Origin of the sequence: Stenotrophomonas maltophilia, from assembly GCF_047497515.2 — a bacterium.
In the GTDB taxonomy this organism is placed as follows: domain Bacteria; phylum Pseudomonadota; class Gammaproteobacteria; order Xanthomonadales; family Xanthomonadaceae; genus Stenotrophomonas.
The window spans coordinates 632,545-654,382 of record NZ_JAXAXL020000001.1; the positions used below are offsets into that span (position 1 = coordinate 632,545).

The 21,838-nt window shown below is 65.8% G+C and carries 21 protein-coding genes; 13 read left to right on the forward strand and 8 right to left on the reverse strand.

The annotated features are described in order from the left end of the window. The first annotated feature begins 95 nt into the window (after positions 1–95). Entirely contained in the window at positions 96–2,891 is a 2,796-nt protein-coding gene (locus ACMZPQ_RS03345) for a glycoside hydrolase family 3 C-terminal domain-containing protein (protein ID WP_197583239.1), read from the forward strand. Between the two features lie 102 nt (positions 2,892–2,993). On the opposite strand, the gene ACMZPQ_RS03350 is transcribed toward ACMZPQ_RS03345, so the two are convergent. Then, positions 2,994–3,890: a LysR substrate-binding domain-containing protein gene (locus ACMZPQ_RS03350; RefSeq protein WP_197583238.1), complete on the reverse strand. Its 897-nt coding sequence runs from the start codon at positions 3,888–3,890 to the stop codon at positions 2,994–2,996. A 105-nt stretch (positions 3,891–3,995) separates the two neighbouring features. On the opposite strand from ACMZPQ_RS03350, the gene ACMZPQ_RS03355 reads away from it, so the two are divergent. From ACMZPQ_RS03355 to ACMZPQ_RS03365, 3 genes are all read left to right on the forward strand, one after another. Beyond that, a complete protein-coding gene (locus ACMZPQ_RS03355) occupies positions 3,996–5,354 on the forward strand; it encodes an MFS transporter (protein WP_197583237.1) in 1,359 nt (452 codons plus the stop codon). Then, positions 5,354–5,740, forward strand: a complete 387-nt coding sequence (locus tag ACMZPQ_RS03360) for a DUF4440 domain-containing protein (RefSeq protein WP_197583236.1) — start codon at positions 5,354–5,356, stop codon at positions 5,738–5,740. Before ACMZPQ_RS03355 ends, ACMZPQ_RS03360 begins: the two co-directional genes overlap by 1 nt. Before the next feature lie 200 nt (positions 5,741–5,940). Then, positions 5,941–7,851, forward strand: a complete 1,911-nt coding sequence (locus ACMZPQ_RS03365; protein ID WP_197582609.1) for a CocE/NonD family hydrolase — start codon at positions 5,941–5,943, stop codon at positions 7,849–7,851. A 202-nt stretch (positions 7,852–8,053) separates the two neighbouring features. Here ACMZPQ_RS03365 and ACMZPQ_RS03370 read toward each other — a convergent pair whose 3' ends face one another. Further along, positions 8,054–9,007, reverse strand: coding sequence for a helix-turn-helix transcriptional regulator (locus ACMZPQ_RS03370; protein ID WP_197583134.1), 954 nt, complete (start codon positions 9,005–9,007; stop codon positions 8,054–8,056). 444 nt (positions 9,008–9,451) lie between these two features. Here ACMZPQ_RS03370 and ACMZPQ_RS03375 point away from each other — a divergent pair, with 444 nt between their 5' ends. The 9 genes from ACMZPQ_RS03375 to ACMZPQ_RS03415 all read left to right on the forward strand — a co-directional run bounded on the left by ACMZPQ_RS03375 (position 9,452) and on the right by ACMZPQ_RS03415 (position 18,551). Beyond that, positions 9,452–10,210, forward strand: a complete 759-nt coding sequence (locus ACMZPQ_RS03375; RefSeq protein ID WP_197583133.1) for an SDR family NAD(P)-dependent oxidoreductase — start codon at positions 9,452–9,454, stop codon at positions 10,208–10,210. Between the two features lie 124 nt (positions 10,211–10,334). Continuing rightward, the gene (locus tag ACMZPQ_RS03380) at positions 10,335–10,787 is read left to right on the forward strand and encodes an MgtC/SapB family protein (protein ID WP_197583131.1); all 453 of its coding nucleotides are present in this window, start codon (positions 10,335–10,337) and stop codon (positions 10,785–10,787) included. A gap of 224 nt (positions 10,788–11,011) precedes the next feature. After that, positions 11,012–12,670, forward strand: coding sequence for an L-lactate permease (gene lldP / locus ACMZPQ_RS03385; RefSeq protein WP_197583130.1), 1,659 nt, complete (start codon positions 11,012–11,014; stop codon positions 12,668–12,670). 53 nt (positions 12,671–12,723) lie between these two features. Beyond that, positions 12,724–13,488, forward strand: a complete 765-nt coding sequence (gene lldR, locus ACMZPQ_RS03390) for a transcriptional regulator LldR (protein ID WP_197583129.1) — start codon at positions 12,724–12,726, stop codon at positions 13,486–13,488. Positions 13,489–13,492: 4 nt separating this feature from the next. Beyond that, positions 13,493–14,632 carry an FMN-dependent L-lactate dehydrogenase LldD gene (lldD, locus tag ACMZPQ_RS03395; protein ID WP_197583127.1) on the forward strand — a complete coding sequence of 380 codons (1,140 nt, stop codon included), beginning with the start codon at positions 13,493–13,495 and terminating at the stop codon, positions 14,630–14,632. After that, the gene (gene dld / locus ACMZPQ_RS03400; RefSeq protein ID WP_197583124.1) at positions 14,629–16,335 is read left to right on the forward strand and encodes a D-lactate dehydrogenase; all 1,707 of its coding nucleotides are present in this window, start codon (positions 14,629–14,631) and stop codon (positions 16,333–16,335) included. The genes lldD and dld overlap by 4 nt, the downstream gene beginning before the upstream one ends. Before the next feature lie 298 nt (positions 16,336–16,633). Beyond that, positions 16,634–16,930, forward strand: coding sequence for an IS110 family transposase (locus tag ACMZPQ_RS03405; RefSeq protein ID WP_312646103.1), 297 nt, complete (start codon positions 16,634–16,636; stop codon positions 16,928–16,930). Positions 16,931–17,011: 81 nt separating this feature from the next. After that, the gene (locus tag ACMZPQ_RS03410) at positions 17,012–17,596 is read left to right on the forward strand and encodes a transposase (RefSeq protein WP_312646105.1); all 585 of its coding nucleotides are present in this window, start codon (positions 17,012–17,014) and stop codon (positions 17,594–17,596) included. Between the two features lie 70 nt (positions 17,597–17,666). Continuing rightward, positions 17,667–18,551, forward strand: coding sequence for a hypothetical protein (locus ACMZPQ_RS03415; protein ID WP_197583122.1), 885 nt, complete (start codon positions 17,667–17,669; stop codon positions 18,549–18,551). Between the two features lie 100 nt (positions 18,552–18,651). On the opposite strand, the gene ACMZPQ_RS03420 is transcribed toward ACMZPQ_RS03415, so the two are convergent. The 6 genes from ACMZPQ_RS03420 to ACMZPQ_RS03445 form a co-directional block, all read right to left on the reverse strand. After that, positions 18,652–18,957, reverse strand: a complete 306-nt coding sequence (locus ACMZPQ_RS03420; RefSeq protein WP_312646108.1) for an I78 family peptidase inhibitor — start codon at positions 18,955–18,957, stop codon at positions 18,652–18,654. 115 nt (positions 18,958–19,072) lie between these two features. Continuing rightward, positions 19,073–19,729, reverse strand: a complete 657-nt coding sequence (locus ACMZPQ_RS03425) for a M949_RS01915 family surface polysaccharide biosynthesis protein (protein ID WP_197583120.1) — start codon at positions 19,727–19,729, stop codon at positions 19,073–19,075. A 16-nt stretch (positions 19,730–19,745) separates the two neighbouring features. Next, positions 19,746–20,369: a DUF7738 domain-containing protein gene (locus tag ACMZPQ_RS03430; RefSeq protein WP_197583118.1), complete on the reverse strand. Its 624-nt coding sequence runs from the start codon at positions 20,367–20,369 to the stop codon at positions 19,746–19,748. After that, positions 20,366–20,839 carry a DUF7738 domain-containing protein gene (locus tag ACMZPQ_RS03435; RefSeq protein WP_197583117.1) on the reverse strand — a complete coding sequence of 158 codons (474 nt, stop codon included), beginning with the start codon at positions 20,837–20,839 and terminating at the stop codon, positions 20,366–20,368. The genes ACMZPQ_RS03430 and ACMZPQ_RS03435 overlap by 4 nt, the downstream gene beginning before the upstream one ends. Positions 20,840–20,915: 76 nt before the next feature. Further along, positions 20,916–21,431: a DUF7738 domain-containing protein gene (locus ACMZPQ_RS03440; protein WP_495495822.1), complete on the reverse strand. Its 516-nt coding sequence runs from the start codon at positions 21,429–21,431 to the stop codon at positions 20,916–20,918. Between the two features lie 105 nt (positions 21,432–21,536). Continuing rightward, the gene (locus ACMZPQ_RS03445) at positions 21,537–21,824 is read right to left on the reverse strand and encodes a hypothetical protein (protein WP_197583115.1); all 288 of its coding nucleotides are present in this window, start codon (positions 21,822–21,824) and stop codon (positions 21,537–21,539) included. Positions 21,825–21,838 lie beyond the last annotated feature (14 nt).

The following is a 21,838-nucleotide window of genomic DNA, read 5'->3' on the forward strand; positions in this document are numbered from 1 at the left end:
ACGTTGCCTGGCAACCCCTGCGCGGCATGAACGCTGCACCCTTCGGCGGCACTTTCCCTGGACCGATTGCCTTGGCAACGGAATTACGCCTGCCGATGAAAACGTTTACAAAGCCGCTTGCCCTCTCCCTCGCCCTGTCTGCTGCGCTCGCCACCCCGGCCTGGGCCGACCCTGCGGCGTTCACTGTGCTGACCCTGGAACAGGCGCCCGGCGCCGAAGCGATGCCGGCGCTGGCTGCGCAGCTGAAGAGCCTGAAGGTGGACGCGGTGAGCGTGCGCCAGGTGCAGCGCGGCATCGGCCAGGTCGATCCGCTGCAGGTGCTGGCCGATGGGTTGGGCTACGAGTACCGCTTCATTGCCGCCGGCAAGGACGATGGCCAGACTCAGCGCGGCCAGGCCGTGCTGACCCGGCTGCCGATCGCCGCTGAGTCCGGCCCCGACCAGCCGGGCCTGAACTACCTGCGCCTGGACGATGGCCGCCACACCGTGGCGGTCTATACCGATGCCGGTGCAGGCGCGGCACAGCTGCCGGCACTGGTCACGCGTTCGCGGTTGGGTGCGCCGGCGGTGCTGCTCGGTGCGGTGGCTGGCGAGTCGGCCACGGCGGCCGGCTTCGATCCGGCGCGTGTCGCACTGGAAGCGGACGCCAGCTACTTCAGCGATGGCTTCCAGGCCGCCAGCAGTGCGCCGTTCAAGGTGGAAGGCAGCAGCCTGCGTGCCACGCTGCTGACCCTGGCCTATGCCGCCGACACGCATGGCGACACGCCGTGGATGGACACCACCCTCAACGCCGATGCGCGCGCTGCGCTGCTGCTGAAGGCGATGACCGAGGATGAGAAGTTCCAGATGCTGCACAGCTACTTCGGGCTGGGCAAGGATGGTGGTCCGCTGCCGGAAGGCGCGGTCGGTTCGGCCGGCTTCGTCCCGGCGGTGCCGCGCCTGGGCATTCCCTCGCAGCAGTCGGCCGATGCCGGCGTCGGCGTGACCAATCCGGGTGGCATCCGTCCGGGCGACTTCGCCACCGCGATGCCGTCGGGCCCGTCCACTGCGTCCAGCTGGAACCGCGAAGTGGCCTTTGCCGGCGGCGCCACCATGGGCCGCGAGGCCTGGCAGCAGCGCTTCAACATCCTGCTGTCGGGCAGCGTCAACCTGCAGCGCGACCCGCGCAATGGCCGCAACTTCGAGTACGCCGGCGAAGACCCGCTGCTGGCCGGTTCGATGGTCGGCGCGCTGATCCAGGGCGTGCAGAGCCAGCACGTGATCTCCTCGATGAAGCACTTCGCGCTGAACGACATGGAGACCCGCCGCAACTTCCACGATGTGCGCATCGGCGAACAGGCCATGCACGAGTCGGATCTGCTGGCCTTCGAGATCGCGCTGGAAGCGGGCCGCCCGGGCGTGGCGATGTGCTCGTACAACAAGATCAACGGCACTTACGGCTGTGAGAACGGCTACCTGATGAACCAGGTGCTGAAGCAGGAATGGAAGTTCCCCGGTTTCGTGATGTCCGACTGGGGTGGCGTGCACAGTGGCTCGAAGGCGGCGCTGGCCGGCCTGGACCAGCAGTCGGCCGGTGAAGTATTCGACGCCGCCGTCTTCTTCGACGAACCGCTGCGCCTGGCCGTGCACGGTGGCGTGGTGCCGCAGGCGCGCCTGAACGACATGGTGGCGCGCATCCTGCGCACGATGTTCCTGCACGGCAACTTCGACAACCCGCCGCAGCACCAGAAAGTGGATGCCGAGGCCGGCTTCGCCGTTGCCCAGCGCACGGTGGAAGAAGGCAGCGTGCTGCTGCGCAACGAGGGCAACCTGCTGCCGCTGGCCGACAGCGTGAAGCGCATCGTCATCATCGGCGGCCATGCCGACAAGGGCGTGATCGGTGGCGGCGGTTCGTCGATGGTGGGCGTGACCGCCAAGGGCACCAATGCGGTGCCGGGCGTGATGCCGACCACCTGGCCGGGCCCGGTGATCTTCCACCCGTCTTCGCCGCTGGAATCGCTGCGTGCAGCGCGCCCCGACGCGACCATCGAATATGTGGACGGCAGCAACGCCGCCGCTGCGGCCAAGGCAGCCGCGCAGGCCGACGTCGCCATCGTGTTCGCCACCCAGTGGGCGGCCGAATCGGTGGACCTGCCGGACATGCAGCTGCCGGACAACCAGGACGCCCTGATCTCGGCCGTGGCCAAGGCCAACCCGAAGACCGTGCTGGTGCTGGAAACCAACGGCCCGGTGCGCACCCCGTGGCTGGCGCAGGTGCCGGCGATGCTGCAGGCGTGGTATCCGGGCATCCGCGGTGGCGAAGGCATCGCCGCGCTGCTGACCGGCCAGGCCAATCCGTCCGGCCGCCTGCCGGTGACCTGGGTGGTGGACGAATCGCAGCTGCCGCGCCCGCACATCGACGGCCTCGGCTTCAAGCCGGCCAAGCCGTTCGGTGATGTGTTCGATTTCGATATTGAAGGCGCCAACGTCGGCTACAAGTGGATGGCGGCCAAGGGCCTGACCCCGACCTTCGCGTTCGGCCACGGCCTGTCCTACACCACGTTCGCCTATGAAAACCTGAAGGTGAGCGTGGAAGGCTCGCGCTTGGTCGCCAGCGTCGACATCCGCAACACCGGCAAGCGTACCGGTGCCGATGTGGCCCAGCTTTACCTGAAGCTTCCGGCCGGCAGCACCACGCCGATCCGCCTGATCGGCTACGACAAGGTGAACCTGCAGCCGGGCGAACAGCGCCGCATCCGCATTGAAGCCGAGCCGAAGACGCTGGCCCATTACGACGCGCAGGCCCGCCAGTGGAAGATTGATGGCGGTACATACCAGGTGCAGCTGTCGCGCAACGCGGCCGAGCCACTGCAGAGCGTGGACGTGCAGCTGGTGGAGCAGGTGCTGCGCTGATGCACGCGGACACGGCCCCGCAAGGGCCGTGTCTGAGAAAGGGGACGTAGGGGATCAAGTCGTTTTCGTCATAAACGACTTGATTCCCTCCGTCCCCTTTTTTCATGCGCCAAACCAGTCGCGTAGGAAATCGATCAGCTGCCGCACTTTGGGCGACGGCTGCGTGCTGTGGGGATAGACCGCGTACACGCTCTGTTGGGGGAAACGATGCAGGCGCAGCACGGGCCGCAGCCGGTCCATGGCCAGGTCGTCCTCGATCAGCCAGCGCGGCAGCACGGTAACGCCGGCACCGGCCACGGCGAACGCACGCAGGCTGCTGGCGCCATCCACGCGCACCACCGCAGTGCCCGGGTTGGTGGCAAACAGGGCGTCGCTGCCGTCAGGGGCCACCACCGGCACGTCGGCCAGGCGCGGATAGCCCAGACGGGGCAGGGTGCCCAGTTGTACCGGATCATCGACGGCCTCGGCGGAGGGTAGGCGTGCCAGCAGGGAAGGGGCTGCCACTGCACACAGCGGATGCCTTTCCAGTTCGATGGCATGCAGCCCTGAATCGGGCAGGCGGCCAAGGCGGATGGCCAGATCGAAACGCTCCGGAATCAGGTCAGCCGGTGCCGGCGAGGTCGACAGGTGCAGCTGCAAGGCAGGATGCCGCGCGCGGAACGCTTCCAACGCCGGAATCAGGCGCAGCTGTGCGTACTCTGGTGTGGTGGTCAGGCGTAGTACGCCCTGCAGCTGGTGCTGGTCGCGGCGCGCGGCATCGATCGCCGCCTGTGCAGCATCCAGCGCCTGCACGCAGTGCTGCAGGAACTGTTCACCGGCCTCGGTCAGGGCCAGGTGGCGGGTGCTGCGCAACAGCAGGGTCACGCCCAGCTCCTGTTCCAGCCGCTTCAGGTTGAAGCTGACCACCGCGCGGCTCAGGCCGAGGCGGTCGGCCGCGGCGGTCAGGCTGCCGGCCTCGACCACGGCGCGGAAGATATCGAAGCGATCAAGGCTGACCATGGGCATCAATTGTCAAATCAGATTTGACAGTGTTGCAGTTGTCGTCTTGTTTTTCCAACAAGGTCGGGAAGGCATGCTGGCCGCTTCCCTGCTGGAGCGCCGTCGATGCCGTCCCCCCGCCTGCGCCATGAGGCGATCTTCCTGCTGGTGTTCGCCCTGGACCTGGTCAACATGTTCATTGCCACGGTGGCCTATCCGGCATTGGCGGCCGAGCTGCATGCCGACGTCGGCACCCTAGCCTGGGTCGGTACCGCCTACATGCTGGGCCTGAGCGTGGTAATCCCGTTGGCGCCATGGCTGGCCGCACGCTGTGGCGAGCGCCGCCTGCTGCTGGCGGCACTGCTGCTGTTCGCGGCCGCTGCCGCGCTGGCAGGTGCTGCGCCGGGCATTGGCTGGCTGCTGGGCTGGCGCCTGCTGCAGGGCCTGGCCGGTGGCCTGCTGATTCCGGTGGCGCAGGCGGCAGCGTACCGGCACTGCACGCCTGACCAACGCGGCGCGTTGACCCGGCGCATCCTGCTGGTGGCGCTGCTGGTGCCCGCATTGGCGCCGGCGCTGGGCGGGTTGCTGGTGCAGTGGCTGTCCTGGCGCGGCGTGCTCTGGGCCAGCCTGCCGTTGGCGCTGGTGGCGATCGGTCTGTTGCTGGCGTGGATGCCGGCCGATGGCGAACGCCGTGCCCCCCACCTGCAGGCCTATGCGTTGGCTACGGCGATGAGCGCGCTGGGCGTGCTGCTGCTGGCACTCACCTGGTTGGGCGAGCCCGGCCATCGTGCCGCCGGTGCCGTTCTGCTGCTGATCGCATTGCTGCTGGCGGTGGCCCACCTGCGGCATGCACGGCGGCAGGTCCATCCGTTGCTGCGCTGGTCGCTGCTGTCCCATCGCGGGCTGCGGCTGGCAATGCTGGTGTATCTGGCAGTACCCGGTGTGTTCATTGGCAGCCAACTGGCCAGCACGTTGCAGCTGCACCAGGCCGGCTACAGCGCTGCACGCATCGGTGCGCTGATGCTGCCATGGGCGCTGGCCTCGGCGCTGGCGATTACGGCCAGCAAGCGCCTGCTGGCGCGTTTCGGCGCGGTGAGGGTCCTGCGCATCGGCATGCTGCTGCAGGCCACTGGACTGCTGCTGATGGCACTGCTGCCGCAGCCGCTATTTGCCGTGGCTGCCACGCTGTTTGCCCTGATGGGTGCTGGCGGCAGCCTGTGCAGCAGCACCGCGCAGACGTTGGCTTTCCACGGTGTCGAGGGCGACGCACTGGGCGATGCCAGCGCGCTGTGGAATCTCAACCGCCAGCTCAGTTTCTGCCTTGGCACCGCCGCCATCGCGCTGCTGCTGGCATTGGCCATGCAATGGCTGCCGGCACGCGCCACGAGCGTGGCGCTGGGACTGGCCGCTGTACTGACCTTGCTGCCGTTGGCGCTGTTGCACCGGCCGCAGCTGCTTTCCCTCCCGCAACCAGAGAATGCCTGATGGATACCACCGCAGAACATGAAATCCACCACCTGCACGACAAACTGCAGGCCTGGTTCCGTGCCGACGTCGGCGCAGATGCGCTCGATGATCTGATGACGCACTTCTGTGCGGACTTCAGCATGGTCGGCATCAGCGGCCGTCGACTGGACTGCGATGCCGTGCAGGCACTGTTCGCCGGTGGTCATGGCGCGCGCCCAGGATTGCAGATTTCCATCGACTCCATACAGGTGGTGGATGCGCCGTCGCCACTGGCAGTGCTTCGCTATCGCGAAGGACATTCGATCGATGGCGGCGCACCCGCATGGCGGGAATCGCTGGCGGTGCTGCGGCAGGAAGCAGGGCGCTGGCACTGGCTGGCGCTGCACGAAGTAGCGACAGCCTGATCGGTCGTGCCGGCCGCTGACCGGCAACCGCGTACCGGCCCCCGGGATCATGACGTTGCCGGCCAGCGGCCGGCACTACCGGGCGATGGCACATGTGCCATCAGTCCTGCCTGCATCCGCCGCAGAATGCAAAGCCCGCCCACACTCCCCGGCACCCGGCGGGAGTAGGCTTGGGGCTTTCCTGCCGGAAGGGGTTGTCCATGCGTGTGCAAGCCGTTGCTGTAGCCATCGCCCTTTGCCTGTCCAGCAGCGTGCTGGCTGCCGATACCCCGCCGATGACCCCGGACATCAGCGGCAAACCCTTCGTCGCGCCGGATGTCGGCCGCGACTACGACAAGCGCGTGGTGATGGTGCCGATGCGCGATGGTACCAAGCTGTACACGGTGATCGTGGTGCCCAAGGGCGCCCGCAACGCGCCGATCCTGCTGACCCGCACGCCCTACGATGCCGCCGGCCGGGCCAACCGCAGCGATTCGCCGCGCATGCGCGACCTGCTGCCGCAGGGCGACGAGGTGTTCGTCGATGGCGGCTACATCCGCGTGTTCCAGGACATCCGTGGCAAGTACGGCTCCGAGGGGGATTACGTGATGACCCGGCCCCTGCGCGGGCCATTGAACAACACCAAGGTCGACCATTCCACCGATGCCTGGGACACCATCGACTGGCTGGTGAAGCACGTGCCGGAGAGCAACGGCAAGGTCGGCATGCTCGGTTCGTCGTATGAAGGCTTCACCGTGGTGATGGCGCTGACCGACCCACACCCCGCGTTGAAGGTGGCCGCGCCGCAGAGCCCGATGGTGGACGGCTGGATGGGTGACGACTGGTTCAACTACGGCGCGTTCCGCCAGGTCAACTTCAACTATTTCGCGATGCAGACCGAGAAGCGCGGCAAGGGCACGCCGCTGCCCAGTCTCGGCTACGACGACTACAGCACCTTCCTGCGCATCGGTTCGGCCGGCGACTACGCGCGGTTCACCGGCGTGGACCAGCTGACCTGGTGGAAGAAGCTGGTCGAGCATCCGACCTATGACGCCTTCTGGCAGGGCCAGGCGCTGGACGCGGTGATGGCCAAGACGCCGTTGAAGGTGCCGACCATGTGGCTGCAAGGCCTGTGGGATCAGGAAGACATGTGGGGTGCCAACCACGCCTACCAGGCGATGGAAGGGCGCGACAGCGGCAACAACCGCAACTACCTGGTGATGGGCCCGTGGCGGCACAGCCAGGTGAATTACAGCGGCAACGAACTGGGTGCGCTGAAGTTCGATGGCGATACCGCGCTGCAGTTCCGCCGCGATGTACTCAAGCCGTTCTTCGACCAGTACCTGGTGGACGGAGCGCCGAAGGCCGACACGCCGCCGGTGCTGATCTACAACACGGGCGAGAATCACTGGGACCGCCTGAAGGGCTGGCCGCGCAGCTGTGACAAGGGCTGTGCCGCCAGCAGCAAGCCGCTGTACCTGCGTGCCGGCGGCAAGCTGGCGTTCCAGGCGCCGGCGGCGGGCGAGGGTGACTTCGAGGAATACGTATCCGACCCGGCCAAGCCGGTGCCGTTCGTGCCGCGCCCGGTGCGCTTCGGCGACCGCGACATGTGGACCACCTGGCTGGTCAAGGACCAGCGCTTCGTTGATGGCCGCCCGGACGTGCTGACCTTCATCACCGAACCGCTGACCGCGCCGCTGCGCATCGGCGGCGCGCCGGTGGTTCACCTGCAGGCGTCGACCAGCGGCACCGACAGCGACTGGGTGGTGAAGCTGATCGACGTGTATCCGGACCAGGAAGCGTCGACGCCGGAGATGGGCGGTTACGAGCTGCCTGTGTCGTTGGCGATCTTCCGCGGCCGCTACCGCGAGAGCTTCAGCGATCCGAAGCCGCTGGCTGCCAACGAAGTGCTGCCGTACCGCTTCGACCTGCCCAACGCCAACCACACCTTCCAGAAGGGGCACCGGGTGATGGTGCAGGTGCAGTCCAGCCTGTTCCCGCTGTACGACCGCAACCCGCAGACCTACGTGCCGAACATCTACCTGGCCAAACCGGGCGACTACCAGAAGGCCACGCAGCGGGTCTGGCACAGCGCGGCGCAGGCCAGCTACATCGATCTGCCGGTGTATTGAGTTTGATGAGATGCGCCGGGCACGCGATGCCCGGCGGCTGCGGTAGCGCCGAAGCGTGTCGACCAAGGTCGACACCTACCAATGCGGGGCCATGGCGCGTTGGCCGTGGTCGCATGATGGGGGTAGTTCCGGCCGCTGGCCGGCATCCGCGACGGTGCCAAAGCGTGTCGACCAAGGTCGACACCTGCCAGGGCAGGAGCTGCTACCCGACCTTTGACGGACCGGTCCGCCAGCGGCTGGGCACCAGGCCGAAACGCTTGCGGAACGCGGCCGCGAAATTGCTGGGGTGACGGTAGCCACTGGCGGCCGCCGCCTGCTCGACCGTCCAGCCATCTTCGCGCAGGCCTTGTTCGGCGTGGCGCATGCGCTGCTCGTGCAGGTAGTCGAACACCGAACTGCCATATTGCTGGGCGAAGTGCCGACGCAGCGAGCTCGGGCTCATGCATGCCAGCTGCGCCAGTTCGAGCAGGCTGTGGGCGTGGCTGGGGTCATCATGCAGATAGGCGCGCACACGCTCCAGCCGCTCGCGCTGTCCCGCGCGCAGCGTGCGCACGTGGTCGGTCTGTAGATCCTCGGCCTGCAGGCCCACCGCCAGCAACTGCAGGGCCACGCCCTCGCGCCACAGCGCATCGATGCCGTCCTGCCAGGGGCTGTCGAACAGTTGCCCCAACACCGGCAGCAGCGTGTGCGGAATCGCCCAGTGGCGGCATTCCAGATGCGCATTGAGTGCGCTCTCCAGCTGCGGCAGCTGGAACAGGTCCGGATCGAGCTCGCTCGGCACCATCACGCTGACCCCACGCATGCGTGTTTCCCCAGGATGCGCGCCGGTCATCTCGATCTGTTCGCGGTGGTGCGCGGTCATCGCCGTGCCGGCGCGCAGAGTGAAGCCGGCGCGTCGTGGCATGCGCACGTCGACCTCGCCCTGCAGCATCACGCGGATGGCCAGCCCGGGTCGCTGCTGGGCAGTGGCGACGTAGGGGAAGCGATTGTGCACATCGGATGCGATCAGGCTCATTCCGCCGCGCAGGAACTGTTCGTTGACCTCGCCGTGGCCGGCCCACTGGTCGTCGCGCAGGTGTTCTGGATCGGCGCGGTAATCGAAGCCATGGCGGTTGCCGAAACGGCGGTAGTCGGCAAAGGTGAAATATCGGGACATCGCTCGGCACATGCTCTGAGGTGGATGCTGGCGGTGCCTGGCCCAGGAACCCTGCGATACAGCTGCAGGCCCGGTCGTTGCCTGTGCGATTCCGCTGCGATGCGGAGGTCACGGCACTCTGGATGGCTGGGGATGCGCCAGATGGGAATGATTGTGTCGAAGAAACTGGAAACGTTTCCTATTGTGGCCTCGATTCGCGCGGTTTTGATTTCAATAGGGTCAAAACGATTGATGATTACGGCCAAAGTGAAAACGTCGCAAACATACGCCGGCGTTTTGCACGCATGTCCGTGTGCAATTCCATACATCAACCGATGTTGAGCTTTCATTGCTGGAACGATCGTCTGCGGACAGCGCGTCAGCCAGGTCATCACGGGCGGAGGCGTAGCGTGCAGGGTTGGCGGCTGCATGCCGCATCAATACCCCCAACGATGGAGAACGCAGATGATCGATTACCAGCTCGGTGGCAAGACCGCGATCGTAACCGGAGGTGTATCCGGTATCGGCCTGGCGGTGGCGCAGATCCTGGCAGCGTCCGGTGCCCGCATTTCGGTGTGGGACCTGAAGCAGGACGCGGTGGATGCCACGGTCGCGCAGCTGCAGGCCAGCGGTGGCCAGGCGATTGGTATCGCCCTGGACGTCACCGACGATGCGGCGGTGGAGGCTGCGGTGCAGCGCACCGTCAAGGAGCTTGGTGGCGTGCACATCGCCGTCAACAATGCAGGCATCAGCGGGCCGGCGGCCAGCAGCGGTGACTATCCGATCGACGGCTGGCAGCGTGTGATCGACGTGAACCTGACCAGCGTGTTCCTGTGCCAGCGTGCGCAGATCCAGGCCATGCGCACAGCCGGCAGCGGCGGCAGCATCATCAACATGGCCTCGATCCTGGGCCAGGTCGGCTATGCCGGCTCTACCGCTTACGTGGCAGCCAAGCACGGCGTAGTTGGCTTGACCCAGACGGCAGCGTGGGAACACGCCGCCGACGGTATCCGGGTCAATGCGGTCGGCCCGGGGTTCATCAGCACGCCGCTGCTGGAGAAAATGGACCCGAAGGTGCGCGCCACGCTGGAAGGGCGCCACGCATTGAAGCGGCTGGGCACGGCCGAAGAAGTGGCGGCGCTGGTGGCCTGGCTGGCCAGCGACGATGCCTCGTTCGCGACCGGCACCTATTACGCCATCGATGGCGGCTACCTGGCGCAATGATATGTTGATCACCGATGGCGCCGGGCGTTGCCTGGCGCTGTCGGGTGAACGAACGGTGGTCGCACCTTCACTACGGTGCCACGCGTTCCGCGCGACGCTCCGGAAAACCTCCGGAGCCTCCCCGATGGAACTCACCCAGGATGTTTCGATCCTGCTGCGCGTGGCCGCGGCCATGCTGTTCGGCGGCGTGCTTGGCGTCGAGCGCGAAATGGGCAAGCACGCCGCCGGCCTGCGCACCCACATGCTGATTGCCGGCGCCGCTGCGCTGATCGTCGGCCTCGGCGATTCGGTAGCCGAGCATTTCCAGCAGGAGCGCTATCGCGATCTGCTGCAGGTCGACCCTGTACGACTGATCGAAGCGGTGGTCGCCTGCGTCGGTTTCGTTGCGGCCGGCACCATCCTGCGCGGCTCGCGCGAGGACCAGGTCAGCGGATTGACCACTGCCAGTTCGTTGATCATGGCGGCGGCCATCGGCATCGCCGTGGGCATCGGCAAGTACGTGATCGCGATCGGGGTCAGCGTGCTGTGCGTGCTGGTGCTGGCGGTGATGCGGCGGTTGGAGAGGCGGATTTCCTAGGGAATCTCGAGTTGCCGGCCAGCGGCCGGCACTACCACGGGATGCCATATTGGTCGTACCAATATTCAGTATAGCGCTATGGTCTAATAGGCTCTTCGCCGGAATGGCGGTTCAATTCGCCGCAAGTGGTCTGTTCTATTTCACTATTGGTAGTACCAATAGTCGACGACCACGGCAACCCACCGCCTGCGGTGGGCACATTCCGCCCCCAGTCGAGAGCCTTCATGCAGCCCTGGCAACACCTGTACGACCCCGCCGGCAACCTGTGGTTGTCCAGCCTGATCGCGCTGCTGCCGATCGCGTTCTTCTTCATCGCCCTGGCCGTATTGCGGATGAAGGGCTGGTTGGCTGGAACGATCACCGTCGCCATTGCGCTTGGCGTGGCCCTGCTGTTCTATCGCATGCCGCTGACCCAGGCGTTGGGCGCAGCCGGATTCGGCTTCGTCTACGGCCTGTGGCCGATTGCCTGGATCATCATCGGCGCGGTGTTCCTGTACAAAGTCTCGGTCAAGACCGGGCAGTTCGACATCATCCGCGCTTCGATCCTGTCGGTCACCGAGGACCAGCGCCTGCAGATGCTGATGGTCGGCTTCGCCTTCGGCGCTTTCCTGGAGGGTGCGGCCGGCTTCGGCGCGCCGGTGGCGATCACCGCGGCGCTGCTGGTCGGGCTGGGCTTCAAGCCGCTGTATGCCGCTGGCCTGTGCCTGATCGTCAACACGGCGCCAGTGGCGTTCGGTGCAATGGGCATTCCGATCATCGTGGCCGGGCAGGTCACCGGCTTGGATGCGTTCGAGATTGGCCAGATGGCCGGACGCCAGCTGCCGTTCCTTACGATCATCGTGCTGTTCTGGATCATGGCGATCATGGATGGCTGGCGCGGCATCAAGGAAACCTGGCCGGCGGTGCTGGTGGCCGGTGGCTCGTTCGCCATCGCGCAGTACCTGACATCCAACTTCATCGGCCCGGAACTGCCGGATATCACCGCGTCTCTGGCATCTCTGGTCTGCCTGACCCTGTTCCTGCGTCGCTGGAAGCCGGTGCGCATCTTCCGCTTCGATACCGAAACCAGCGCCGAGGCGGCCGCCCAGGCACTGGAGGCGCCGCGCTACAGCGCCGGCCAGATCGCCAAGGCGTGGTCGCCGTTCCTGATCCTCACCGCGATGGTTACCCTCTGGAGCATCAAGCCGTTCAAGTCGCTGTTCGCGGCCGGCGGCCCGCTGGAAAGCTGGGTGTTGAAGATCCCGGTGCCGGGCCTCGACCGGATGGTGCAGAAGATGCCACCGATCGTGGACGCGCCGCTCAGCTACGAGGCGATCTACAAGTTCGACTGGTTCTCGGCCACCGGCACCTCGATCATCCTCGCTGCGGTGATCGCCATCATCGCGCTGCGCATGCCGGCCCGTTCGGCGCTGCAGACCTTCGGTGAGACCGTGCGCGAGCTGCGCATGCCGATCTACTCGATCGGCATGGTGCTGGCCTTCGCCTTCATCGCCAACTACTCGGGGCTGTCGGCCACGCTGGCCCTGGCGCTGGCACATACCGGCGATGCGTTCCCGTTCTTCTCACCGTTCCTGGGCTGGCTGGGCGTGTTCCTGACCGGCTCGGACACCTCGTCGAACGCCTTGTTCTCGGCACTGCAGGCCACCACCGCACAGCAGATCGGCGTGTCCGACGTGCTGCTGGTGGCGGCCAACACCACCGGTGGGGTGACCGGCAAGATGATCTCGCCGCAGTCGATCGCCATTGCCTGTGCTGCGGTGGGGCTGGCCGGCAAGGAATCGGACCTGTTCCGCTTCACGGTCAAGCACAGCCTGGTCTTCACCACGATGGTCGGCCTGATCACCCTGGCGCAGGCCTACTGGCTGACCTGGATGATTCCCTGAGCCATGCACGGTCGGCCGACCACCCGCTGCGCGCTTCGGGCGACAATGGCGCCATGAGCACGCAACGTATCTCGGACAAGGTGGCCGCGCAGCTGCGCGGGCTGGTGCAGGAACAGCAGCTGCAGCCGGGTGACCGACTGCCGGCCGAACGCACCCTGGCGGTGCAGCTGGGAGTTTCGCGCACGGCACTGCGCGAGGCGATCGCGCAGTTGGCCAGCCAGGGCCTGCTGACCGCACGGGTCGGTGGCGGCACCTATGTGGCCGAACCGGCCGCACGCGCACGGCAGGCGCTGGATGAACCGCTGGCGCCGTACCTGCCGTTGTTCCAGGGCGACCCGGAATACCGCTTCGACGTGCTGGAGATCCGCCATGCACTGGAAGGTGCCACCGCCTGGCATGCCGCGCTGCGCGCCACCGACGAGGATCGCGCACGCATCGCGCAGGCGTTCCAGACGATGATGGACGCGCACGGCAAGGACGATCCCACCGGTGAAGCCGAGGCCGATGCGGCCTTCCACCTGTCCATCGCCGAGGCGTCGCACAATCTGGTGCTGCTGCAGGTGATGCGCGGCCTGTTCGAGCTGCTGCAGACCAACATCTCGCAGAGCCGCGAGAAGCTCTATACCTCGGCGAGAACCTTTTCGCCGCTGTCCGACCAGCACCGCGCGATGATGGACGCGGTGCTGGCCGGCGACCCGGAACGCGCGCGCGCCGCCGCGCATGCCCACCTCGAGTTCGTGCACACCACGCTGCGCACCCTCGATGACAACGAAGCCCGGCGTGCGCGGGCCTCGCGTCTACCTTCCCCACACGGTTGACCCCATGATCATCTCCGCCTCCACCGATTACCGTGCCGCAGCGCAACGCCGGCTGCCGCCGTTCCTGTTCCACTACATCGATGGCGGCGCGTATGCCGAGCACACGCTGAAGCGCAACGTTTCCGACCTGTCCGACATCGCGCTGCGCCAGCGCATCCTGCGCAACATGTCCGACCTGAGCCTGGAAACCGAACTGTTCGGCGAGAAAATTGCGATGCCGGTGGCGCTGGCACCGGTTGGCCTGACCGGCATGTATGCCCGGCGCGGCGAAGTGCAGGCGGCGCGCGCGGCAGACAGCCGGGGCATCCCGTTCACCCTGTCCACTGTCTCGGTGTGCCCGATCGAAGAAGTGGCGCCGGCCATCCAGCGGCCGATGTGGTTCCAGCTGTATGTGCTGCGCGACCGTGGGTTCATGCGCAACGCGCTGGAGCGGGCGCAGGCCGCGGGCGTGACCACGCTGGTGTTCACCGTGGACATGCCGGTGCCGGGTGCGCGCTACCGTGATGCGCACTCCGGCATGAGTGGCCCGAATGCTTCGCTGCGCCGCATCGGCCAGGCCATCACCCATCCGCACTGGGCCTGGGACGTGGGCCTGTTCGGTCGCCCGCACGATCTCGGCAACATCTCCACCTATCGCGGCAATCCGACCGGGCTGGAGGACTACATCGGCTGGCTCGGCAGCAACTTCGATCCCTCCATTTCGTGGAAAGACCTGGAGTGGATCCGCGAGTTCTGGAAGGGCCCGATGGTGATCAAGGGCATCCTCGACCCGGATGATGCGCGCGATGCGGTCAAGTTCGGTGCCGATGGCATCGTGGTCTCCAACCACGGTGGCCGCCAGCTGGATGGCGTGCTGTCCACCGCACGCGCACTGCCGGCCATTGCCGATGCGGTGCAGGGCGACTTGAAGATCCTCGCCGATTCCGGCGTACGCACCGGCCTGGACGTGGTTCGCATGCTGGCGCTGGGCGCCGACACCGTGCTGCTGGGCCGTGCCTTCGTCTATGCACTGGCTGCGCAGGGCGAAGCCGGGGTGGCCAACCTGCTGGACCTGATCGCCAAGGAAATGCGCGTGGCGATGACACTGACCGGTGCGCACCGCATCGCCGATATCGGCCGCGACTCGCTGGTCAGCCTGCCGTGAGTGGCCACGATGCCGTGCTGGCGCAGTTGCGCGATGCGGTCGGCAGCCGCCATGTCCTGACCGGTGACAAGGCCACGCGCCGCTTCCGCCGTGGCTACCGTTTCGGCGACGGCCCGGTGCTGGCGGTGGTGCGGCCGGGCACGTTGCTGGAGCTGTGGCACGTGCTGCAGGCGGCGGTGCAGGGTGGGGCGGCGATCATCCTGCAGGCGGCCAACACCGGCCTGACCGGCGGATCGACCCCGGATGGCGACGACTATGGGCGTCCGATCGTGCTGGTCAGCACGCTGCGCCTGACCGGCATCCAGCTGTTGAACGGCGGCCGGCAGGTGCTGTGCCTGCCCGGCGCGACGCTGGATCGGCTGGAACAGACGCTGGCGCCGCTCGGCCGCGAGCCACATTCGGTAATCGGCTCGTCGTGCATCGGCGCGTCGGTGCTGGGCGGCATCTGCAACAACTCCGGCGGCGCGCTGGTGCGTCGCGGTCCGGCCTATACCGAGCTGGCGTTGTACGCGCAGGTCGATGCGCAGGGCCAGCTGCAGCTGGTCAACCATCTGGGCATCGCATTGGGCGATACGCCTGAGCAGATCCTGCAGCGCCTGCAGGCCGGTGACTATACGGCCGCCGACGTCGGCGATGGCGATGGTCGCGCCGCGTCCGATCCGCGCTATGCCGAAGAGGTGCGCCGGGTCGATGCCGATACCCCGGCGCGCTTCAATGCCGACCCCAGCCGCCACTTCGAAGCCGCAGGATCTGCCGGCAAGCTGGCCGTGTTTGCGGTGCGGCTGGATACCTTCGAGAAGGAGGCCGCCGAAGTCTTCTACATCGGCAGCAACCGCACCGACAGCCTCAGCGCGATCCGGCGCCAGTTGCTGACCGGCTTCGAGCGTCTGCCGATCGCTGGCGAATACATCCACCGCGATGCCTATGACATCGGTGAGCGCTACGGCAAGGACAGCTTCCTGCTGATCGACCGTCTCGGCACCGCCCGCGTGCCCGCCGCCTTCGCGCTGAAGAGCCGCGTTGATGGCTGGTTCGAGCAGCTGGGCCTGCGCGGGGTCACCGACCGGGTGATGCAGGTGCTGACCGGCCTGCTGCCCTCGCACCTGCCACAGCGCATGGGCGAGTTCCGCCAGCGCTATGAACATCATCTGCTGCTGAAGGTGTCCGCGCAGGACGCAGCGCAGACCGAGGCCTGGTTGCGCGACTTCTTCGCAGGCCATGAAGGCGGCTATTTCCACTGCACGGAGGAGGAGGGCCGCAAGGCGTTCCTGCATCGCTTCGCGGTGGCCGGTGCCGCGGTGCGCTACCGCGAGGTGCACCGTGAGCAGGTGCAGGACATCGTGGCACTGGACATCGCGCTGCGCCGTGACGATGCCGACTGGTTCGAGCAGCTGCCCGCCGACATCGACAACCGCCTGCTGCACAAGCTGTACTACGGCCACTTCCTGTGCCACGTGTTCCACCAGGACTACATCGCGCGCAAGGGTGAAGACCCGATGGCGATCGAACACGCGATGTGGTCATTGCTGGATCAGCGCGGCGCCGAGTACCCGGCCGAGCACAACGTGGGCCACCTGTATCCGGCCAAGCCGGCGCTGGCCGGGTTCTACAAGCAGCTGGACCCGAGCAATACGTTCAATCCGGGCATCGGCCAGACGTCGAAGGCGAAAGGGTGGGGTGGCTGCGACTGCAATGGGCATTGACGGATACAACGTGTCCTTACTGTAGAGCCGAGCCTATGCTCGGCTGCTCTTCCCGACAGACAGCAGTCGAGCATGGCTTGTATGTTCCTCCCGGCTCCTACGGGGTATGTAGGAGCCAGGGTGGAGGGACCGTCAACATGTTATCTGCGGGTACCAGCCGACAGACGAGTCGAGCGATCCCCATCCCGCACCTTAACGTCGATAAAGGATCTAGCGGCCTTTGAGGGCCGCCGATGTAGGCAAGCCAACGTGGTGCGGTACCACCCCAGCCCTTCAACAATAGCTGGGAGTTGCGCAGATGTCAGATCGTTTCGCCGTCGGTATTGATGCTGATTCACGGACCTTGGTGGTGGCCTACCATGGCACCAAGGGCAGCTTCCGGATCGCCAATTCAGCCTCGGCCATCAACAAGTGGCTGTCCAGTCTGCGGGCGAAGTCCCGTATTGGCGTGGAGGCAACCAATCGCTACCACGAGCTTGTGGTTCAAGCGGCCCAGAAGGCTGGTCACGCTGTCTTCGTGCTCAACCCACGTGACATCAAGCATTACGCCAAAGGTGTGGCTTGCCGCGGCAAGACCGACTCCGGCGATGCCTAGGTCATTGCGCGTTACATCGCCAAGGAGGCCGACAATCTGCACGAGCATGTCGCCCGTTCGCCTGCGCAGGAGCGGCTGCACGTGCTTCTGCAGCAGCGCGACAGTCTGGTGCGGAACAAGGCAACGCTCCATCTTTCCCTGGGGACGGACGCGGCTGACTCAGCCATCTTCGGGCGCATTTTCAGTGGCCTGAAAGAGGCGATTGCGATGCTGGACCGGGAAATCCAACGACTCTGCCGCAGCGGCGAACAGAGCGATCTGTATCGACGGATCATGACCATCCCGGGGATCGGGCCGACGGTGGCTGCCTTTGTCACCCATCACATCACCCGCTGGCCGCTGGCCAGCTCAGACGCTTGGGTGGCCTGCACCGGTCTGGATCCGCGACCCAACGAATCCGGCGCACGGATCGGCCGCCGCCGTTTGTCCAAGCGAGGCAACGCCGGCCTGCGTCAAATCCTCTACATGGCGGCCATGGGCCTGACCCGATCCAAAGGAGGCAAGCCCCTCTACCTGGCCATCCGCGAGCGCGGACACAGCAGCACCGCCAGCTTCAACATTCTGGCCAGAAAGCTGGCTAGGATCGCTTGGGGCGTCTTCAAGAGCGGTCGGGACTTTGACCCGGCCATGCTGAAAGTGGGTCAAGCCTGCTTTCAGCAGGCTTGACCACGAACATAGGATCTCGACTCTGCCCGGGCAACGGTTACCATCGGAATCCCAACCGCAGGAGCCGCCCATGCCCCCCATCATTGCCCGCACGACCGTGTGTGCTGCACTGCTGGCCACCCCGGCGCTGGTGTTGGCGCAGGGCTCGATCCTGCCGCAGCAGCGTGATGCCGCCGGCAACGTGATGGAACCGCTGGGGCAGGTGCTGATGGCCCATGAGAAAGGCCCGGCTGGGATGTACTACTGCACCCGCGATGGCGTCTGGTGCGTGCGCGTGCAGCCGGTAAGCGAGGATGGCGACCGGCCCACACTGCTGGAAGTGCTGGAAAAAGTGCAGGGCCAAGGCACGCCCCACAGCTATCACGTCAGCATCGATGTGCCGCAGGAAAGCGAGCTGAAGCTGTGGCCGTGGATCGTGCGGCTGGCACCGGGTGTGGGCAGCGATGCATCGGTGACCGATCCGCAGCAGCGCGCCCGCCAGAACGTATTGGTGGGCGGCACCGTAACCTTCAGCAGCATGTACTCCGGCGGTGGTGCCGACGCATCGACGCTGCAGCTGGCGCGCGTGCGGCACCTACAGGACGACATCCAGGTGGATGATGACGTGCTGACCGTGCCCTGGCTGGGCAATGCGATGATCCGCGCCTGCTTCAGCGAGCAGGACATGAAACAGCGTGCAGGCGCCTGCCACGATGAGTATGGCTTCTCGGCCAGGCTGGGGTTGGACGTGGCCGCCGAGGGCATGCCGGTGCTGCGCTACCAGACCGTGGCAACCCGTTTCCCGGCCGGCGTCTCCCGTTTCGAGGACTCGCTGGCCAAGGGTCCGTTGAAGAAGAAGGACCTGCGCACCGAGCAGGACCCAGCGTGCAGCTACACGCGGCTGTTCCGCTTCAGCGAGGGCGTATTCCAACCCAACCAGCCATTGCCCGACTGCGCCGGTTATACCGAACCCTGAACCCTGGATTGTGGCCCTGTAGCGTCGAGCCATGCTCGACTGGGGATGACGGGAAAGCAGCCGAGCGTGGGCTCGGCTCTACAACAGGCGTCTGCGGCGTTTACTCGCAGCGGGTGGCGGTGATGACGTTGTCCTTGTCCACGTACACGCGCAGGCGGTCCTGGCGGATGTCCTTGGTGGTGATGGTGCCGGGGCCGATCGGGTTGACCAGGCCGGCACCGCTCTCGCTGGACAGGCGGCGGATGTTGGCCTCGTTGGCCGGCTGGCCGATCGCCCAGCCCAGCTGGCTGGCGTCGCAGTGGCCGCTGCCCTTCACCTGCGGGCCCGGCGTGCTGACGCAGGCCGACAACAGCAGGGGCGTGGCGAGGGCGGCAAGGGCAAGACGAGCAGGGGAGAAACGGGTCATCGGTTTGGCTCCAGCGATCATGATGGCGCCACCATAGCACCGTGCCTGTGGTGGTGGCATGCGCTCGATCAAGGCGCGGCCGTCATCCTGCGCTGCCCGTAGGCGCGGGCTTTGGTCAGGGCGAAGGGCCGCGCTTGATGGCTTCCCATACCGTGTCGATGTGCGCACGCAGCGGCGCCGCAGCCGACGCCAGCGCAGGGTCGTCCTCACGTTCGCCGCCGAAGGGTTCATCGCCCGCCACCTCCACCAGCGATTCGCCGCGTACCTCGTAGTACTGCTCGCCCTGGCGAAGGCCGATGCGCAGTTGCTGCGGGTCGACGCCGCCGCCACAGAAGCTGTGGCTGGCCAGCGTCAGTTCGGCGCGGCCATCGTGGTCCAGGTCGGTGGCCGTCACCTGGTCCAGGAAGTAGCCGGCGTCCAGATCCAACCCCTCGCATTGGATCGGATCCTCCACGCTCCACCGCGACGTCCACGGCGCTGCCGTGTCCGCACGTCGGAACAGCTCGGCCCGCAGGGTAATCTGATCCAGCGGTGGTTCGTCGTCCTGCGCCGGCACGGTCTGCGCGCTGCGCGAAAGCAATAGCAGGCCCGGGCCGTCGCTGTCCTTGAAGGACAGCTGCTTCAGCAGCGTCCCCGAATACAGGCCTTTCAGTTCCGTTTCGGGCAAGGAAGGCGTGGTCGTGAACGCAGACGGCGCGTGCTGTGATCTGCAGCCAGCGGCACTCAGTGCGAGTGCCAGCGCGAACAGCAGCGTGACGCGAACAGAGGTCATCGGCTTGACTGGAAACTCAGCGGGAGCCGTCACGTCCGGGACCAAATTCGATTTCATAGGCGGTGCTGTCATAGCGGCGATCATCGACTCCAAAGTAGGTGCTGACATCCATGAACCGGTCATCCTTGCGGCTTGCCGTGCAGAGGTCGATGCCGCGGCTGCAGTCGATGCGCAGCCGATCGTTGCTCAGCCGCGCGATGTCCCCGACCCGTGTATTCCTGTCCACGGTCACCGCACTGAGTGAGACGGGGCCCTCGTAGTCTGCGCGGGGACGAACGCCCTCACCCGGTGCGGTGTAGGCCAGTGCATCCTCCGGCAGACCCTTCAGGGTAACGGCCACGGTGCGGACCGTCAGATCCTTGGGGTAGTTCGTATAGACGCGAATGCCCAGGTCGTCCCAGACAACGATGTCCGGGGCGTCCGAAAGCGCATTGCGGTGCATGGGCCCCAGCACCTTTTCCCAGGCGGCAAGATCCTGCTTGAAGGTCAGGCGTTGTCCCTTGTACTCGATGTAGTCTTCGTTGAACGCCAGATGCGTCGCAGCATTGGTCTCGTCGCGTGCAGGACCTGCCGTCTGTGCATCGCTGCACGCGCCGAAGCCGAGGGCGAGAAGAGGGGCAAGCAAAAATGTCCTGATCATTCCCGCTCCTGAGCGGCTTCTCCCGCCAAGTAGGTCCTCGTAGTATCTGCGCGCTGCAACCGCTCGAACGCCGCTACGTTCAATTGTGGTGCAGGCCGGCTTTCGCGTCGCGGCTGTGCTCCTACGCCTGGAGGCTCATACTCTCCAGATGATTCCAGGGGCGGGCGAAGTATGAAGGATACTGACTTCACATGACGATCCTTCGTGGAATCCGTATAGACGGCGACTCCAAGATCATCCCAGATGATCATGCTTTGGATTTCAGGATTGGCGAAACGGTAGCTGCTTCCCAGCGCGGCAATCCACGCATCGACGGGCGCGCCAAGTTCAACGCGCTGTGAGCCGATGAGGACCGAGCCGTTCTCGAAAGCGGCCACTGGCTTCTGCGCCTTGCGCGCGTCCTGAGGCGCGGCGCTGCATGCGGCGAAGGCCAATGAGAAGACTATCGTCAGGGGAAATCGTGAGTTCATGACGACTCTGGTCGGTTCCGATCAAGTCAAGCTATTGAAGGGGGCAGGGAGCTATCGTCGCGACGCCTGGTAGATCTCAGTCAGGCGGGTTGTTGCCTGGGCCGAATTCAATGACATAGGGGGTGCTGTCGTACCGTCGATCATCCACTCCGAGATACGTCTTTATCTGGATGAACTTGTCATCGTTCCTGCTCGCGCCACAGATGCTGATGCCGCGGCTGCAGTCAATGCGAAGCTGGCCTCCACTCAGATGTGCGATGTCGCCTACTCGGGTGCTCTTGTTTACCAGGACACCATTGACAAGAACGGAGTAGGCATGGTCCCGGCGCGGCCGAACGCCTTCGCCGGGCGGGAGATAGGACAGCGAATCCTCTGGTTCTCCGTGAAGGGTGACTGATGCTGTCACCACACGTTGGGTCTTGGGATAGTTGGTGTAGGCACGGATGCCCAGATCGTCCCAGACCACAATGCCAGGGTCGTCGGGAAACGCGGTCCGATGATCGGGGCCGAGCACGTTGATCCAGGCGGACAGGTCCTGCGTGAAGTCCAGCCGCTGGCCGTTGTACTTGACGTAGTCATCCTGGAAAGCCAGGGGGAGCTGCGGCCTGGGTGGCGTCCGCGCCTGTGTTTATGGGATGTCCGGAGTCACAGGCTCCCAGTCCAAGGGCAAGGGCAAAAAGTAGGAGATTTCTTGTGATCATTCCGTGCTCTTGATCCCATTCTTCTCGAAGAACAGGTCTTCCCGGCGCCCGGAAAGCAGCTGCCAGGAATTTCTGTGCAGTTCCAAAGTGTAGAGAGGGCTGTATTCGAAGCTGCCGTCGACGGCGAAGCTCTTTGACAGTTGCTCGGAGGGCTGGTCCGTGCGCAGCGCAATGCAGGCTGAAACGCCTTTGGTGCAGCTGAGAATCCAGCGGTCATCTGCAGCGGCAAGTAGCGCACGTACCGGCGTTCCGGCCGAAATCGGCGTTGTCCGCACGTTCTTCAAGGGACGTCGCCATG

Coding starts and splice junctions, on each gene's coding strand:
- ACMZPQ_RS03360 (WP_197583236.1), top strand. CDS start 5,354: ATGGATACCACCGCAGAACATGAAATCCACCACCTGCACGACAAACTG.
- ACMZPQ_RS03430 (WP_197583118.1), bottom strand. CDS start 20,369: ATGATCAGGACATTTTTGCTTGCCCCTCTTCTCGCCCTCGGCTTCGGC.
- lldP (WP_197583130.1), top strand. CDS start 11,012: ATGCAGCCCTGGCAACACCTGTACGACCCCGCCGGCAACCTGTGGTTG.
- lldD (WP_197583127.1), top strand. CDS start 13,493: ATGATCATCTCCGCCTCCACCGATTACCGTGCCGCAGCGCAACGCCGG.
- ACMZPQ_RS03375 (WP_197583133.1), top strand. CDS start 9,452: ATGATCGATTACCAGCTCGGTGGCAAGACCGCGATCGTAACCGGAGGT.
- ACMZPQ_RS03355 (WP_197583237.1), top strand. CDS start 3,996: ATGCCGTCCCCCCGCCTGCGCCATGAGGCGATCTTCCTGCTGGTGTTC.
- ACMZPQ_RS03425 (WP_197583120.1), bottom strand. CDS start 19,729: ATGACCTCTGTTCGCGTCACGCTGCTGTTCGCGCTGGCACTCGCACTG.
- ACMZPQ_RS03345 (WP_197583239.1), top strand. CDS start 96: ATGAAAACGTTTACAAAGCCGCTTGCCCTCTCCCTCGCCCTGTCTGCT.
- ACMZPQ_RS03370 (WP_197583134.1), bottom strand. CDS start 9,007: ATGTCCCGATATTTCACCTTTGCCGACTACCGCCGTTTCGGCAACCGC.
- ACMZPQ_RS03415 (WP_197583122.1), top strand. CDS start 17,667: ATGCCCCCCATCATTGCCCGCACGACCGTGTGTGCTGCACTGCTGGCC.
- lldR (WP_197583129.1), top strand. CDS start 12,724: ATGAGCACGCAACGTATCTCGGACAAGGTGGCCGCGCAGCTGCGCGGG.
- ACMZPQ_RS03420 (WP_312646108.1), bottom strand. CDS start 18,957: ATGACCCGTTTCTCCCCTGCTCGTCTTGCCCTTGCCGCCCTCGCCACG.
- ACMZPQ_RS03380 (WP_197583131.1), top strand. CDS start 10,335: ATGGAACTCACCCAGGATGTTTCGATCCTGCTGCGCGTGGCCGCGGCC.
- ACMZPQ_RS03350 (WP_197583238.1), bottom strand. CDS start 3,890: ATGGTCAGCCTTGATCGCTTCGATATCTTCCGCGCCGTGGTCGAGGCC.
- ACMZPQ_RS03435 (WP_197583117.1), bottom strand. CDS start 20,839: ATGAACTCACGATTTCCCCTGACGATAGTCTTCTCATTGGCCTTCGCC.
- ACMZPQ_RS03405 (WP_312646103.1), top strand. CDS start 16,634: ATGTCAGATCGTTTCGCCGTCGGTATTGATGCTGATTCACGGACCTTG.
- ACMZPQ_RS03365 (WP_197582609.1), top strand. CDS start 5,941: ATGCGTGTGCAAGCCGTTGCTGTAGCCATCGCCCTTTGCCTGTCCAGC.